Annotated in this window: 12 protein-coding genes; 5 read left to right on the forward strand and 7 right to left on the reverse strand. The window is 44.6% G+C overall.

Translation table 11 applies throughout. The features are described 5' to 3' along the window. Positions 1-73: 73 nt before the first annotated feature. On the reverse strand, positions 74-1666 hold the full coding sequence (locus AB4405_RS05575; RefSeq protein WP_372059999.1) for a BCCT family transporter: 1593 nt from the start codon (positions 1664-1666) through the stop codon (positions 74-76). Positions 1667-2050: 384 nt separating this feature from the next. Between AB4405_RS05575 and AB4405_RS05580 the strand changes: the two genes are divergently transcribed. From AB4405_RS05580 to AB4405_RS05590, 3 genes are all read left to right on the forward strand, one after another. Beyond that, the gene (locus AB4405_RS05580; RefSeq protein ID WP_102471537.1) at positions 2051-2524 is read left to right on the forward strand and encodes a MarR family winged helix-turn-helix transcriptional regulator; all 474 of its coding nucleotides are present in this window, start codon (positions 2051-2053) and stop codon (positions 2522-2524) included. A gap of 346 nt (positions 2525-2870) precedes the next feature. Continuing rightward, positions 2871-4442 (forward strand): BCCT family transporter, encoded by a 1572-nt coding sequence (locus AB4405_RS05585; RefSeq protein ID WP_102471538.1) that lies wholly within the window; start codon positions 2871-2873, stop codon positions 4440-4442. A 436-nt stretch (positions 4443-4878) separates the two neighbouring features. Continuing rightward, complete coding sequence (locus AB4405_RS05590) at positions 4879-6762, forward strand: methyl-accepting chemotaxis protein (protein ID WP_372059969.1); 1884 nt, start codon at positions 4879-4881, stop codon at positions 6760-6762. A gap of 115 nt (positions 6763-6877) precedes the next feature. On the opposite strand, the gene AB4405_RS05595 is transcribed toward AB4405_RS05590, so the two are convergent. The 6 genes from AB4405_RS05595 to AB4405_RS05620 all read right to left on the reverse strand — a co-directional run bounded on the left by AB4405_RS05595 (position 6878) and on the right by AB4405_RS05620 (position 14983). After that, complete coding sequence (locus AB4405_RS05595) at positions 6878-7594, reverse strand: 3'-5' exonuclease (protein WP_372060000.1); 717 nt, start codon at positions 7592-7594, stop codon at positions 6878-6880. A gap of 29 nt (positions 7595-7623) precedes the next feature. Then, a complete protein-coding gene (locus tag AB4405_RS05600) occupies positions 7624-9513 on the reverse strand; it encodes a DUF294 nucleotidyltransferase-like domain-containing protein (RefSeq protein WP_372059971.1) in 1890 nt (629 codons plus the stop codon). Positions 9514-9710: 197 nt separating this feature from the next. Further along, on the reverse strand, positions 9711-10901 hold the full coding sequence (locus AB4405_RS05605) for an amino acid aminotransferase (protein ID WP_372059972.1): 1191 nt from the start codon (positions 10899-10901) through the stop codon (positions 9711-9713). Between the two features lie 263 nt (positions 10902-11164). Next, a complete protein-coding gene (locus tag AB4405_RS05610) occupies positions 11165-11464 on the reverse strand; it encodes a hypothetical protein (RefSeq protein ID WP_372059974.1) in 300 nt (99 codons plus the stop codon). A gap of 221 nt (positions 11465-11685) precedes the next feature. Further along, on the reverse strand, positions 11686-13086 hold the full coding sequence (asnS, locus tag AB4405_RS05615; RefSeq protein ID WP_372059975.1) for an asparagine--tRNA ligase: 1401 nt from the start codon (positions 13084-13086) through the stop codon (positions 11686-11688). A gap of 271 nt (positions 13087-13357) precedes the next feature. Continuing rightward, positions 13358-14983: a methyl-accepting chemotaxis protein gene (locus AB4405_RS05620; RefSeq protein WP_372060001.1), complete on the reverse strand. Its 1626-nt coding sequence runs from the start codon at positions 14981-14983 to the stop codon at positions 13358-13360. A 489-nt stretch (positions 14984-15472) separates the two neighbouring features. On the opposite strand from AB4405_RS05620, the gene AB4405_RS05625 reads away from it, so the two are divergent. After that, complete coding sequence (locus AB4405_RS05625; protein ID WP_372059976.1) at positions 15473-15958, forward strand: hypothetical protein; 486 nt, start codon at positions 15473-15475, stop codon at positions 15956-15958. Continuing rightward, positions 15958-17148, forward strand: a complete 1191-nt coding sequence (locus tag AB4405_RS05630) for a hypothetical protein (protein WP_372059977.1) — start codon at positions 15958-15960, stop codon at positions 17146-17148. Before AB4405_RS05625 ends, AB4405_RS05630 begins: the two co-directional genes overlap by 1 nt. Positions 17149-17202 lie beyond the last annotated feature (54 nt).

Here is a 17202-nt window from a genome sequence, read left to right on the forward strand (position 1 = left end):
TAACTGATCGGCATTACCGCATAAGCGGGTCTTTTTAGTGATGCCGTTTGGGCACCCAAACATTAGAGGCCAGTTAAGCGTAACTATGCTTATGGATCTGCAGTTCAGTACGCATACCTTTCAGTAAGCTCACACACATTATCAACAAAATAATGGTAAAAGGTAATGCAGTAGAGATAGCCCCCGCTTGAAGTGCTTGAATAGCTTCTGTACCACCAACGTATAATAAAACGGCTGCAATCGCACCTTCTATCGTGGCCCAGAATACACGTTGAGGTACTGGCGCATCAATCTTACCGCCAGCAGTTATGCTGTCGATAACGAGAGAGGCTGAGTCTGAAGATGTGACAAAGAACACCATAATCAGAACGATAGAGATAACGGATAAGAGCGTGCTCATTGGTAAGGCTTCATACGCATAAAATAGTGAAAGCGTAAGGTCAGTTAGACCATTTTGACCAAGTTCACCGACTTGATTGATGACTTGATCGATTGCCATACCACCAAACGCTGCCATCCAGAACAATGTAATCGTTGTAGGAATAACAATAACAGCGGTTAAGAACTCACGTACCGTACGTCCTTTAGAAACACGAGCAATAAACATACCGACACATGGGGACCACGAAATCCACCATGCCCAATAGAATACCGTCCAACCGTGCATCCATGCTTCGTCTTCACGACCATATGGGTTACTTAATGGAATGATATTCTCAACATAGCCGACAATGGTGGTACCTAACGAACCAAAGAAGGTTGCGATAGAAACCACAATAACAACAACCAATAATACAAATGCGATTAGGATATTAGTATTACTGAGAAGTTTTACACCACCATCTATACCACGAACGACTGAAAAGACCGCAAGTGCCGTAACAAAGGCGATCACGCCCAATTGCAAGGTCGTACCAGCTTGAAAGCCAAAGACATGACCGATGCCGCTAGCGGCTTGTTGAGCACCAAGGCCCAATGAAGTGGCTAAACCAAATAGCGTTGCAAGAACGGCCAAAATATCAATGATATGCCCAAACCAGCCCCACGTTTTGTCACCCAGTAACGGGTAAAACACGGAACGCATAGAGAGCGGAAGCCCTTTGTTAAAGGCAAAGAATGCCATTGAAAGTGCGACAACAGCGTACATTGACCACGGGTGAATGCCCCAGTGGAACATCGTTGCACCTAAGGCTACTTTTCGTGCTTCTTCGGTATAGGCTTCAACACCAAGTGGCGTTTCATACCAGCCTGTAAAGTAAGCAACAGGTTCTGCTACCCCCCAAAACATAAGGCCGATACCCATGCCGCCAGCAAAAAGCATGGCAATCCAGGATAAGGTTGAGTGATCAGGTTTTGCGCTTGCGCCACCAATTCTAATTTTACCGTATGGAGATAGAACAAGGCCAAGGCAGAAAATAACAAAGATATTACCTGCCCACATGAATAAGCTATCGAAAGCGCCAATGATTTGCCATTTAGCGCCATCTAATGCCGCTTTAGCTGTGGCTGGGTCTACTACGAGAAGGGCGATAAGAAACAGTAAAATGAGACCTGCACTTGTGCCGAATACAGGGTTATGAACGTCAAACCCCCACTTTTGGACATTGTCTTGTCCTACCGTATAGTCAGTGTTATCTATACTATACTTGTCCTTATTATTATTCATCATTCCTCTGATACTACTTAGAGCTCTAACTAAAATTCGGGCGAATACTAACAAAATCAACGATAGATTAAAAGAGATTCATCGTCTGGCTCACGTTTTAACATGTATCAAGAGCGTTTATTGCATAGAGCTCTAACTGTTTTAGGTCTAAGGAAATTACCGATGTTCCGAGTGACTTTTTAACGGGTGGGGAGCACGCTAAACTTAAGCAGCACCTTGGTTGAGGGTAAATTAAGGAGAATAAAAAATTGCATGAATTTAAGCCATGAAAATAGCCCATTCGTGATCAATATATTTTTATCGAAGCGATAAGGATGCAACATCGCGATGAATGTGTTAAAACGCAGGGAATAACCCGTTACTCGTTAATTTTGGAACAAAGATTTGGAAAAACACGAAGAAGTGCTCGTGGCAATTCGCCAAGTAATAAGAGCAATAGACTTACATTCAAAAAAATTGAAAAAAGAGTGTGGATTAACCGGTCCGCAGCTGGTACTGATGAAGGCGATCAGAGAGAAAGGGAATGTAACTATTCGTGAGTTGTCGAATCACACCAATATTAGCCAAGCGACGGCGACGACGATCATCGATCGCTTAGAGCTTAATGATTACGTGAGGCGTGAACGCAGCCATCAAGACAAACGAAAAGTTCACGCCGTACTGACGGAGAAAGGTACAGAGGTATTGGATAGCGCTCCTTTACCACTACAAGATAGTTTTGTACAAAAATTTCAAAGTCTTGAAGCTTGGGAGCAAACTCTTTTGTTGTCTTCTATTCAGCGCATCTCATCGATGATGAATGCCGAAGGTATTGATGCCGCGCCCGTGCTGCAAATAGACAGTATCGTTAAAAACTAACGTAAGTCGTATTCGTTTTACTTGCTAGTTAAGCCATCAATTTTCAGAGCCCACATTGTTTATTAACGACGTGGGCTTTTTTGAGCGCTTAAAACAGTCATTAGATTAAAGGCAATAGCGTTGGAAATATATCAGCGCGAGGTAAATCACATGGTTTACCGAATACGATCCAAAGATGAGTTCTAATGAAAAACAGCATAGGATAATTCAACATTTTCTTGCTAGAATATAACTTTAGTAACCACACCATGTTGAGATATTACCCATGCAGGCTCGCCCTCATATCGGGATAATACTTGATACACGATATATTTTGATGGATTAGAGTTCGTCATAGTGAGGAACGATGACAAAAGGCATTGATAAGTACAGTATTGACAGTACTGACTATACAATTGGACAAGATAATGTCCAAAAATGGGGATTTGATGTACACAATCCTGTCTTTGGGTGGAGTGCAGGCTTTATTGCATTACTGCTCATTTTAGCGGTGGTTGTGGATGCGGAGACCGCTAAAGCAGCACTAGATGGAATAAAATGGAGCATTATTAACAAATTTGATTGGCTGTTCATGTGGGCAGGCAACATTTTCGTGATTTTTTGCTTAGTTTTGATTGTTTCTCCATTTGGTAAAATACGATTAGGCGGCAAAGACGCGACGGCGGATTATTCTTTCATGTCTTGGCTAGCAATGTTGTTTGCTGCCGGCATGGGTATTGGTCTCATGTTCTGGAGTGTTGCAGAGCCTGTCGCTTATTTTACGGGATGGTATGAAACACCGCTTGGGGTGACCGCGAATACTGAACAAGCTCGAGAGCTTGCGCTCGGAGCGACCATGTTCCACTGGGGTCTACACCCTTGGGCCATTTACGGTGTTGTAGCGTTGTCGTTGGCATTCTTTACTTATAATAAAGGCCTGCCACTTTCGATGCGTTCGGTCTTTTATCCAATACTGGGCGATCGTGCTTGGGGCTGGGCGGGGCATATCATTGATATTTTGGCCGTTTTGGCAACGCTATTTGGTTTAGCGACGTCTTTAGGTCTAGGTGCACAGCAAGCCGCGAGCGGCATTCACCATGTATTTGGTGTCGAGTCAGGCATGACTCTGCAGGTTATCGTTATTGCCGTTGTGACGCTGCTAGCGGTGGTATCGGTACTGCGTGGTATTGATGGTGGCGTTAAGGTCATCAGTAACATCAACATGATCATCGCTTTCTTATTGCTGGCTCTAGTCGCTCTAATAGGATATGCCGTTACATTTGCGTCAATCCCTGACACATTATTTGCCTACTTGAAAAACATCGTACCGCTGAGTAACCCGCATGGTCGTGACGATGAAGCGTGGATGCACGGTTGGACAGTATTCTACTGGGCTTGGTGGATTTCATGGTCCCCATTTGTCGGGATGTTTATTGCTCGTGTCTCTAAAGGGCGCACCGTTAGACAATTCATCACCGCCGTTCTAATTGTACCTACATCCGTGACTATTGTGTGGATGTCAGTGTTTGGTGGCCTTGCGATTGATCAAGTTGTCAATGAGGTAGGTACGTTAGGTGCTAATGGATTACGCGAAGTACCACTCGCGATGTTCGAGATGTTTGATGCGTTGCCAATGGGTACATTCCTGTCTGTGATTGCGGTGATACTCGTATTGGTGTTCTTTATCACATCATCAGATTCAGGCTCGTTAGTAATCGATAGCATTACTGCTGGTGGTAAAGTGGATGCACCAGTAATTCAACGCGTTTTCTGGGCATTTATGGAAGGTGCAATCGCGGTGGCTTTACTTTGGATTGGTGGCAGTCAGGCTATCGAAGCGCTGCAAGCAGGCGCGATTTCATCGGCGCTGCCGTTTACCTTCATCTTGTTAGCGATGTGCGTTAGCTTGTTGATGGGTATGAGAACAGAACGCACATAACGAACGGTTAATGTGGGTGTGAATTAAAAAGAGTGGCAGATGCCGCTCTTTTTTTTTTGAATCAAGTGTTCGATAGGCCGTCGAATACAATAATAACTCGATAGGTATGCTCAATATATTTTCGGGTTATACATAATAAACTCGGTTGTAATATACCGGCATTAATCATCATTGTTCTGAGACTAATATGTCATTTTCGCCAGTATGTCATTCATTCCTATCGACCCAACGCAGTACGATGAATGATGAAACTTTAAGGAGGCTACTTTTCGTAAATCCGACATGGTTACTTTAGGAAACTTGAATAACGTCAATAAATTAACAGACAAAATATTGACGGTCGATTTTACAACGAAAGTTGGATATTATCTGCCCGCGACACCTTAAGGACTAACATGATTAGTTGAATATTAAGTTACAAAAAGAATAATAACCTATGAAATTATCACTAAAGCAAAAGCTTATTACGGCAATGTTGTCTGCCGTGCTATTAATGGCGGTAGTATTAACAATGCTATCGGCAAAGCAACTTTCTAACCAAACCCACAATGCCATTTCAAGTCGAGCGAATACAGTATCGTTAGCGGCGGTTGAAGGCATAGGGAACTGGATTGATATTAGAAAAAACATTGCATCAGCATTTAATTCCTTTTCAGCAACAGAAGACAAAGTCCCATACCTACAACAGGCTCGAATTTCCGGTGGCTTCGATGACATCTTCTTAGGGACGCCAAACGGTGAGATGTATCGCTCACATCCAGAGCGCAACAGAGCGGATTATGATCCGAGAACTCGCCCTTGGTACCAAGACGCTCAAGCCGCGAACAAGCAGATCATCACCGAAGCGTATCAAGATGCCATTACTAACGCGTTGCTTGTGACCATTGCAGAGCCAATAAAAAGCAATGGTCAATTAGTCGGTATTGTCGGTGCGGATGTGCTGATTGATCAGTTAGTCGACGATGTCATCAGCCTTAATGTTGGTCATAACGCAAGTGCTATGCTGATTGATTTGTCTAACGGCACTTTTCTCGCTCATGAAAATACCGCTCTATTATTAAAATCCACCACTGAACTCAACCCTACACTAACGGCTAGAACCATTAGCGATTTAGCGTCCAGTGGTGAGGTTGCAGACGTAGAAGTCCAAGGCCTGGATAAGATGTTGTATTTCACTAAGGTGCCTGACACAAACTGGGTGCTGGCCGTTGAACTTGATAAAAATACCGAGCTAGCCGATCTCAACAGTGCCTTAACCCAATTGATTATGACCTCTGTACTTATCGTTATCTTTGTCGCGGCGATCGCTTCTTGGATGGTGAGTCTACTGGTGACCGAATTAGGCCGAGTATCAAAAGCGTTGGCTGAAATTGCGTCTGGCGAAGGTGATTTAACTCGTCGTTTGGAGCCCAAAAGTAACGATGAAGTTGGACAGCTTGCTCGAAACTTTAATACCTTTGTGAGTTACATGCATGAAACGATTACACAACTGACACGTGTATCAGAGTCATTATCCGACCAAGCCAAGGATACGGCATCACACGCGCGCGTTAGAAGTCAGAGAATTCAAACTCAGCAAGATGAAATCAATATGGTGGCTACGGCAATCAATGAAATGGCTGCCGCGACGCAAGAAATCGCCAACAATGCTGAGATGACCGCGAATAATTCATCGGAGGCTGTTGAAGCGAGTAATCATGGGGCTGAGCAGGTTTCTGCCACTCAAGGTTCGATTCAAAACCTGGCCTCTGAGGTCGAGGTTGCCACGGGTGTTATCCGTGAGTTAGAAGTGCACGGCAGTAGTATCAATACCATACTATCTACCATTCAAGGCATTGCAGAGCAAACCAATTTATTGGCGTTAAATGCAGCAATTGAAGCGGCGAGAGCAGGGGAGCAAGGAAGAGGGTTCGCGGTGGTGGCCGATGAGGTTCGAGTCTTGAGCCAACGTACACACGCGTCTACACAAGAAATTCAACATATGATCGAGACGCTTCAAGCCACAACAGCTAAAGCCGTTGGTATTATGGGTGACAGTCGAGGCCTCGCCGAGACGAGTGTCGATGATGCGAATAGTGCTGCCGCAAGTTTGACGCAGATCTTATCGGCGGTGAGCCAAATTAGTGACATGGCAACACAAATAGCCACTGCAGCAGAAGAGCAAGCGTCGGTGACATCGGAAGTGACACGTAATACGCAAGGGATTCGCGATGTTTCAGATGAGCTTGCAGAAGAAGCACACGAGGCGGCACAGCAAGCTGTAGAGCTCTCCGAGCTGTCTCAGAAGCTACAAAGCGAAATAGGTCGCTTTAAAGTGTAATGTTCTTAAGTGCTGCATTTTTAAGTGCAGCACCATTACGTAGTGTGTTTTAGAGAGAGTGCTTAATAGCGATAGTGATATTCAACTGATTTATCGCTATTAAGCGGTTTAGATATTACAGCCAAACATCGTTGAGTACCGTACTGTCATCATAATGATAGGCGATTTGAGCTTGTAACAACTCTGCTGTCGCGACGGCGTCGGTAAGGGCATGATGCGGCGGGTAATCTGGGAGTCCATAACGACGGCGAGTCTGCCCCAGTCGCACTGAATCAGCTTGTTTTCCTTTAAGCATATTGATGACGCCACCGGTCATTTTAGTCTGGTAACTTGATTCAATTTGCATGGTATCGACAACAGGAAACTCTATCCCCTCACCAATCATCCCCTTTAAGGCACTATCAAGAAAGCCACGTTCTATCGGATTATAATGAACGACAATAATTTTTCCGGCCAAAGCCTCCAATACATCCCCTAAAATATCTTTAAGTTTTGGTGCATCTAAGATGTCGTTGTGGGTGATACCATGAATCACAACAGACTCTTCCTCTAGCGTCGCTTTAGGCCTGACGGTCCAATGCTGTGCTTGGTTTAGTCGAATCCTGGATGTACTAAATGGCACAAGCCCTATCGATAAAATACCATCTTTATCTGGGTCTAAGCCCGTTGTCTCAAAGTCCAAAGCGACAAAAGACACATCTTTCAATAATGTATTGCCGCTGGGAAGGCCTTCGCCATAAAAGCTTTTTAGGCGGGAGTCCTCCATACGTTCTGCCAATGTTTTAAACTTGGCTTGCCACTGTATGTTGGGGCCGCTGAATAGTTTTTTTATCATAATCCATACCTAACCATAGGCGGTCCCTACTTGAAATTGTTGTTGGCTTGATAACGAAATTTTAGGAAATTTTGACCATTACTCAAGACTTGGAAAGCATCTTTGAGATTGCGGCGTTCAAAATCCGATAAATTTTCTGGCTCGATGTTATTGTCTGGAGCTATGCCCATTTGTACATCCATCGCTTGATGGCTAATACGTACCATGGAGATAAATTCCATCGCGTCTTTTAGGTCGCGAGCTCTTCCCTTGGGTAGTATGCCAGCATCATGTATATCATCTAATCGCTCAAAGGAATTGGTCGAGCGAGAACCTACCGCTAAAGCATGGACGCGGATCAGGTCGGCTAATGGCGCGGTTCCTCTACGTTTTAGGTTAATAGAGTTGTTGTGCTGACCATCTTTTTCCATTACAAAGTCTTTGAAAAAGCCCAGTGGAGGTTTGCGGTTTAATGCATTTCGAGCGAGGCAGGCGAGGAAGCGGTTATTTCGACGTGCGCGTCGTACAATAAAGCTGTTCAGTTGTTCTGCCCATTTTAACTTGCCGTAGACCCCATCTAAGTCAAAAAATATCGAGGCGTTGAGCAAGGCTTTTGGATTGGGATCATCTATCCAATCAGAAAAGCAGGCTTCCCATTCTTTTCGGGTCATACGCCATTCAGGGTTGGTCGCCATAATGTCACCCGTGCAATAGGTATAACCGCAATCGGCGAGCGCATCGCAAATAAATGTCGTGAATGCTTTGAAGTATTCCCCATGCTTTTCTTCGCTGTAGCTGTCATCGAGAATGATGGCGTTGTCTTGGTCAGTGACCATGAGTTGCTCATCGCGTCCCATAGAACCAAGTGCAAGAAAGCAGTAAGGAATCGGCGCATGTCCCAGCTTTTCTTCGGCCAGCTCAATAATTCGTTGTTTGAAACTACGCCCAATTACGGACATGGCAGTACCGACCATATGTGCATTGGCATCTTCGTTAACCAAGCGCACGAAACTGTCGCGAACCTGATCCGACAACTGAGCCAACTCCTCAACAGTTTGTTGCTGAAAAATACTGCTGACCAAAAGCAATGAGTTTTGCGATTCATAACGAACGATATCGGTGGTTTCAATGACGCCAAGCGGGATCTTATTTTTGACGACCGGAAGGTGATGAACGTTGTAACGCAACATAATGAGCATTGCTTCATAGACGTACGCGTTGTGGTCGAGTGAAATAAGGTCGGTTGACATCACGCTGGCCACTTCATCCTGTGGGCTTAGGTTTTTTGCTAGTACGCGAGTGCATAAATCACGATCGGTGATAATTCCTACGATGGGTGATGAATCATCTTCATCATTATCAGTAATATCTGGATTGAGAATAAGCAGCGACGAGACTTGTTCGTCAGCCATCTGCTTCGCGGCTTCTTGAATCGTTCTGTGACGATCGATGGTCGCGGCTTCGCCAGTGAGCAGTGTGCGAACTTTTGAAGTGGTCAAATCATTGGTGTTGCTGTTATTGGAGACGGTTTGTCTAAGCCTAACTCTATCCTCGACTTCAACAAAGTCCGCAAACGAATCAAAGTTGTCGTAAAGCTCTTGGAACACTTCTGCCGATAAACAGTACACAAGGGTATCTTCAACCGCTTTTGCTGGGAAACGTACTTTATTGTTGGTCAACAGCCCCATTTGCCCAAAAAGATCGCCTTCATCGAGCCTATTGTACAGCTCGCCCTTACGTCGATAGACCTCAACGACACCACTGCGAACCATATACAAATCGTTGATTTCGTCGCCAAAATGAACGATAGGTGTATCTTGTCGGTAGTAGGCGATCTCAATGTGTTGCGAAACATGCAACACGGTTTCTTCTGGCAGTTCATCGAAGGGAGGGTAGCTGGTGAGGAAGTGTTGGATCTCTATGAGTTCTGCGTCCATGTGAGGCCTTAATGACTATTTGGTGATCTCGTGATCTAATCATTTAATAGTACACGCAGAAATGAAAAAGGTCAGCCGAAGCTGACCTTTATTTTATCGAAACGTTCTAGATAACATCTTGATTACTTAGAAACTGATGACTCGCATCAAGCACGAAAACCTCTTTTGGTTTTCGTCACTTACGTTCCCCAAAGTACTTAAAGAACGGCAGCAATGCCTTTGCACAACGGTGTCATATTGGATTTTGTCATGCCAGCAACGCTGATTCGGCCAGAGCCTACAATGTAGATCGCAAACTCGTCTTTTAGTTGATTCACTTGCTCTTTAGACAGACCTGAGAAAGAAAACATACCGTTTTGTCTTTCAATGAAGCTGAAGTCTGCATTGACGCCTTCAGCTTTCAGGGTTTCCACAAAAAGGCCACGCATTTCTTGAATACGGTCACGCATTTCGGCCACTTCATTTTCCCACTCTGCGCGAAGGGCTGCGTCGTTTAGAATATAAGTCACAACCGCCGCACCATGTGCTGGTGGGTTGGAGTAGATAGAGCGAATGATGCCTTTTACTTGAGAAAAAGCGGTCTCTGCGATGTCGCTCGACGCGGCAACTAAAGTAAAGGCGCCGACACGTTCGTTATAAAGGCCGAAGTTTTTCGAGAACGAGCTCGCAACCAATATCTCTTTGTTGTGTTTTGCAAAAATGCGCAGACCCTGAGCATCTTCTTCCACGCCCTTAGCGAAGCCTTGGTAGGCAAAATCAAATAATGGGATAAGACCTTTATCAGCCACTAATTTTGCTAGTTGTTCCCATTCAGGCAATGTTGGGTCAATACCGGTTGGGTTGTGACAACAGCCGTGCAGAAGAACAATATCACCTGCGCTTGCTTGCTCTAAATCCGCAACCATCCCAGCAAAGTCTTTGTCTTTGGTCTCTGAGTTGTAGTAGCTATATTGAGCCGTTTCGATACCAGCTGCAGCAAAGACACCATTATGGTTAGCCCATGTTGGGTTACTGATCCAAATTTTTGCGCCCGTCAGTTGACGTTTAATGAATTCACCAGCGACGCGTAAGGCACCCGTACCACCTGGCGCTTGCGCAGTTTTTGCGAGCTTTTGGGTGACGATTTGAGACTCTTCACCAAACAGGAGTTTTTGTACAGCAAGACCATACTCAGCCGTGCCTTCAATCGTGAGATAAGATTTGGTTTTTTCGTTTTCTAGAAGTGCGGCTTCCGCTTTCTTTACGGTAGCAAGAACAGGGGTCTGACCTTGCTCATTTTTATAAATACCCACACCAAGGTTAATCTTCTCAGCTCGAGTATCTTTTTTAAACTCTTCAGTGAGGCCTAGTATAGGGTCAGCGGGCGCGGCAACAACTTTTTCAAACATAATCTTCATCCATGTTAATTGAAGGGGCAAATGTGAACATATTTTGTAACGATAACAGCCTATTTATACCTTTGTAGGCTATACGTGACAACCAGATTAAAGAAGAAAAACAAAAATTAGTTTGATTTGAAGCAGAAAAGGTCATTAATTCATTATTTTTACAGTTTTACTTTGTTATCAGTGTGGTGGGGACTTCGATAACGAGAGCGATCCTGAACGGGTATATTCCATTCAGGATTCATTAACCTGTTATTTCGTTGCGTTTATTTCTTTAGGTCTATTTCAGATTCTATTGCTTGGGTTTCGATATCTGGATGTTGGTCAAGTTGATCTTTGAACCATTCGTTCAAATGTCTCACCACGGCGGAAATTGCGTGTTCCTTGGAGGGAGGGACTGCATCAGTTATATTCAATGTTTCTTTAGGATGCAGGCCAGTTTCGTCTTCCGCGACGTGGAGCCAGTCGGGGTGCCAATAATACGGTTGACCATTCGAGGCTTCCCATTTGTGAACGCCATTTGACTCTCCACGATAGTGAATATCTGATTCGGTAAATTTGCTCATTATCATTGCCTTCTCGTCGTTCGGAACCTTAACGTTAAATGTAGTTTGGTCGCGTGAAAAAACCAACATTAACTATGATTTGAAAGCGAAACCTAAAGATGCAATTTTGTTCACTTGAAAACGATGATGCCGACATTAAAAAAGGTCACCCAGAAGGTGACCTTTAATATTCATTGAAGCGTATTAATAGAGCTTATTAACTAAGCCACAATCAATGCTTCTTAGAAGTTAGCTGAGCGTGGTGTACGTGGGAATGGAATCACGTCACGAACGTTGCCCATGCCTGTTACGTAAGAGACTAAGCGCTCAAAACCAAGACCGAAACCAGCGTGTGGCACTGTGCCGTATTTACGTAGGTCGCGGTACCAGCTCATGTGCTCAGGGTCGATACCCATAGCAATCATACGCGCATCAAGTACGTCTAGACGCTCTTCACGTTGTGCACCACCGATGATTTCACCGATGCCCGGTGCGAGTACGTCCATCGCAGCAACCGTCTTGCCATCGTCGTTTAAGCGCATGTAGAAAGCTTTGATGTCTTTCGGGTAGTTCTTAACGATAACCGGTGCTTTGAAGTGCTCTTCAGCTAGATAACGCTCATGCTCAGAAGACATGTCAATGCCCCACTCAACGTCAAATTCAAATTTCTTACCAGAATCTAGTAGGATTTGGATGGCGTCAGTGTAGTCAACTTGTGCGAAATCAGCGTCAACAAATTGCTCTAGGCGAGTGATAGCTTGCTTGTCGATGCGAGAAGCAAAGAACTCAAGATCGTCGCGGCGCTCTTCAAGAACAGCGGCGAAGACATACTTAAGCATGTCTTCAGCGAGTTTTGCTGCATCATCAAGATCTGCAAACGCAATCTCTGGTTCAACCATCCAGAACTCGGCTAGGTGGCGACTTGTATTCGAGTTTTCAGCACGGAACGTAGGGCCGAACGTGTAAACTTTGCTTAGTGCACAAGCGTAAGCTTCCGCATTAAGTTGGCCAGATACCGTTAGGAACGTTTCTTTACCGAAGAAATCTTCGTTGAAATCAACCTTGCCTTCGTCGGTGCGAGGTAGGTTTTCCATATCTAGCGTAGATACGCGGAACATTTCGCCTGCGCCTTCTGCATCAGATGCAGTGATAAGCGGAGCTGAAGTCCAGAAGAAACCTTGCTCGTGGTAGAAGCGGTGAATCGCTTGGGATAGACAGTTACGAACACGGGCTACTGCGCCGATCACGTTGGTACGTGGACGAAGGTGAGCCACTTCACGAAGGTATTCGATAGAGTGACGTGTCTTAGCCATTGGGTAAGTATCCGCGTCTTCAACCCAACCAACGACTTTGACGTCGGTTGCCGCAAGCTCAAAATCTTGACCTTTTGCAGGAGACTCTACAATCTTACCTGTTACTTCAACAGAGCAGCCAGTGGTTAGCTTAAGTACTTCGTCGTCATAATTATTAAGATTATTAGGGACCACGGCCTGAATCGGGTCGAAACAAGAGCCGTCGTAAATGGCAAGGAAAGAGATTCCAGCTTTGGAATCACGACGTGAACGGATCCAGCCGCGAACAGTGACTTCACTGTCTACCGCTAGCTTGCCGCCAAGTACGTCTGTTACAGGCGCGTAAGTCATGTTATTAATCTTCTCCATGGAGGTAAAAACGCAACCCAATGGCGACTGTTTAAAATACAAGCACGACATTGAGTTGATTATAAATTTCTCGTAAGAGGGATATATTACCTGTCAATTTTCATGGTTCAACCTTTATTGTGGTTATTCAGCTTTTATTGTTGCCCTTCAGGCGCGTGTTGAGGCCATTGCGTCCCGTTTTGCTGTTATTTAACGCGTTTTTTACTACGCGACACCATTTTCATTGAACTCAAGATACGGTTTACCTTTGCCGCTATTGAGATTCAGTGCCGTGATTGCTCAACACAAACTGATTGAGTAAGGTTTCTAGCTGATGCGAAAGCTGTTGCAAATCAATACTAATTTGATGTGTCTGCGTCGCTGAGCTTGATGCTTCGTTGGCGTGCTCAGTGATCACTGCGGTTTTTTGTCCAACACTTAAACTGGTTTGTCGATTGGTTAGTATCTGGGTTTGCACGTTATTGGCAATCTCAGTTGTCGACTCAATATGTGAGACCATCTGCTGCATTTTTTGAGCAAGGGTTTGGACATCATTGGCACGTTGGTGAGCGGTGATCGATACATCATGAACGGACTGAACCGAGACGCTACTGCCATGCTGGAACTTGACAATAATCGCTTCGATGTCACTGGTTGCTTCTGTTGTTCTACTCGCCAGTGAGCGTACTTCATCGGCCACAACCGCAAAGCCTCGTCCTTGTTCACCTGCTCGTGCTGCTTCGATGGCGGCGTTAAGTGCGAGTAGGTTAGTCTGATCTGCAATCCCTTTGATGGTGGAAAGAATGGCAGATACTTGTACCGTTTGTTCATTGAGTTTAGAAATATGTGTCGATACCTGAGTAATGTCCTGAACTAATGATTCTATGTCATTACTTGCTATATGAGCTTCCGAACTGCTCTGTTTGGTGAGCTCACTAGTTTGTTGCATCAATTGCGAAGCACGTTCCGTTGCGTCGCTAACGGTAGCTTGCTGGCCTTCAAGCATTTGCATGCTGGCTTCTACCGCGGCAGTTTCAGTCAGCTGTCGTTTTGCTGTCGCCTCATTACTTTGCGCAATTCGTGTCAGTTTATCGGCATTCCCACTGACGATTTTTGCTGTTCTTTGGACTTTATTTAAGCTGTCTGAGACGGTGTCTAAAAAGGCGTTCATGTCGGTTGTTAGATCACCGATTTCGTCATTCTGCTGTGGTGATAGACGAATAGAAAGGTCTTTACTGTCACTGACTTGCTTCATGAACTTTGACGTAGTCTGAACTGGGCCGACAATAAAACGACGAGCAATGAAGATTGTGGCAAGGTAACCGAGCAGGGCAATAATGCTCATAATCGCGACAGCAATCGCTGTACGTTTGTTGATGAGGGCGTTGACGTGTTCTAGATTGTATTCGATGCGTATGGCACCGAGTACCTCGCCTTCAGGCGTCATATGACATGCAATGCAATTTGTCCCGCGATAGTCTGCACTGGCTGTCATTGGCAGAGCAACCACTAAACCATTCCCCCAATCGGCCTTAAATGGCTCGAGAACCGTTTCTCCACGTAGCGCTCGCTGGTCTATCTGGTCTAATGCAACTTGATTATCTAGCCCCTCGCCATAGATTTTCGTGACAGCGTTACCACGTAACACTCGTACATTTTCTACGTTTTCTTGAGCAAGAGCTTTGTGCCGTAGTGTTTCTTTTTGCGCCATGGTGCCGGTGATCATCATCATGTTCAAGCTGTCAAAATAGTTGCTGGCCTTGTCTTCTAGCTGCTCACTGAGTACTGAATAGATAAGTTCGCGTTGTTGGCTATATTGATAAGCGGTGGAGGCCACGACGACTAAGCTAAATACCAACATGAGGGTAAGAAGAAGCTTGTTTGTGATAGAAAGACGTATTTTTTTAATGGATAGACGCATAATGATTATTGTTTTTTTAGTTAGCGTAATGGGCTGATAATGTGAATTTTAAGTTAATTTCTTTGGTTGTTAAAAGGGTATGATATAAAAACCTCGTAATGCTCATGGTTTTACTGCATCGGACAATAAAATATGAGATTTAGTGCAGCTAATTCATTGTTTTAAATAATGTGTTGGGGGTTTCTAACCGGGACTATTACTGGCTTTTATTGTCTCAGAATGAGGTATTTAATCGTGATATGAACCCCATAAAAATATGTGATCTTTGACTTGGCATTGACAGACGCGAGGCTAGAGCGGCGTACAACTCACCTATACTAGTGTAACAATATGTAACTGCGCGAGCTGGGGGTTGATATCAAAGAAAATAATGACGATCGTTGGGTCTGGGGACGATCTAATATTCGACGTATAGCGATAATTATTAGCTTGACCGGCTTATCTCTTTATTACATTTGGGTTTTGTATTTGGCGACACAACCACAAGTTTCCCTTGGCTACCAAACCTATTACATCGATAAGAAAACTCGGTTTTGGGGTAAAGATAATGGTCAGTTATTGTTGGGGGAAAGTGGTGTGATTAATGTTGCTAAGCCGTCTCCTTACTTGAGTCGTGAAGGTTGGAATGACAAGGTCGAAGGCGACTCTCGGGTGTTACTACATCGAGGCGGGTTGTTTTTTAACATGACAACATTGCCAAGCAGTCACCATCTGCATGTTTCGATGACACTCGACAGGGCGATTACTGAACCTGTTTATGCCTCCCTGAATGGAGGTATTCGTGTCGAATTGCATCCACGAAGCACCAACACTCTCGAAGGGGCTGTGGTGTTAACCTCTCATGATATGAAAGAACCACTCCAGCACCTTGAGTTTGAAACACCGGCGAGTCTATCTGTGACACAAATAAAGCTGCTAGCCCAACCCATTACCCATGCACTAGGAAGCCGCTAATGCTATTCAATACTCAGTTATCACCACTCAACAATCGGGTAGGGTCTTGTCAGACTGTTATTACAGAGCGACCAAGTTTATTGGTAAGTAAAGAGCAATGGATAACTATCGTTCTTGCCGTGGTTGTCAGTCGATTAGCATTTTATGTAATCGGTTTATTAGGTGCACAAGCGTTTAACCCGGAAAGTACTGCGGGGTTAGATGTCTGGCACCAAGTCTGTCGTTTTGATTGTATTTGGTTTCAGCGCATTGCAGACAATGGTTACGATCTTGTGCCGACCTGGATGAAGGGAGGGAATGCCGCCAACTGGGCATTTATGCCAATGTCACCCTTTTTGGGTTGGTTGATGGCCAAGTTGACCGGAAGTACAGAACTCGCGTTGATTATCGTCTCCAATATTACATTTTTTCTCAGTGTGCCGGTTTTTCTTATGGCATTGAAGCAACTTAAGTTTTCGGTTGAAACACAGGAAGCGGCGATATGGTTGTTGTGCTTCTCTCCTTATACCGTGTACTCGATGGCTGGCTATTCAGAACCTCTTTACATTGCACTTGTCAGTGGCGTATTTCTTGCCTGCTACCGACAACAATGGGCAGTCGTTGCATTATTAGGGATGTTAGCGGCCGTTACTCGAAACCTTGGTGTCATGCTAGTGTTTCCTGTCTTGATTTTTGGTGTGCAATACTACGGAGTGCGAAGCTTTATGCTCTTGAAAGAGAAAGCCTTGCGAGTAGTGCTGTCTATTTGGTTAATCCCTTTAGGCTTTTTCAGTTACATGGCATATCTTCATTTTTGGATGGGCGATGCCTTGGCATTTGGTCATATTCAGATTGCTTGGGGAAGAACACTGACCAACCCGCTTCATTGGCTTAGTTATGGCGTAGAACAAGGGGGCCCCAAGCTGTATTTGGTGATTGTCACGCTGTTTGGTGTTGGACTCAATGTCTATTTGTTTGCGAAGAAGCGATATGCTGAAGCGGTATTTATGATGATCAATTTGTTGATCCCGCTTTCATCAGGCGTGAATGCGATGCCACGATATATTTTTGGCCTCTATCCAACATTGTTGGCCATTTTAATGCTTTTTGAACGCTACCCTCGTACAAAAGCACCGGTACTATTAGTGTGTTCTTCGGTATCTAGCCTGATTGCAATCGGTTTTTTCTCAAAGTTATTCTTCACAGTATAACTTGAGCAAATGATTCGTTTTAAGTAGGATTGCCTGTCATTTTTATTCAGAGCA

The sequence above is a fragment of the Vibrio sp. 10N.261.51.F12 genome (genome assembly GCF_041471725.1).
GTDB lineage: Bacteria > Pseudomonadota > Gammaproteobacteria > Enterobacterales > Vibrionaceae > Vibrio.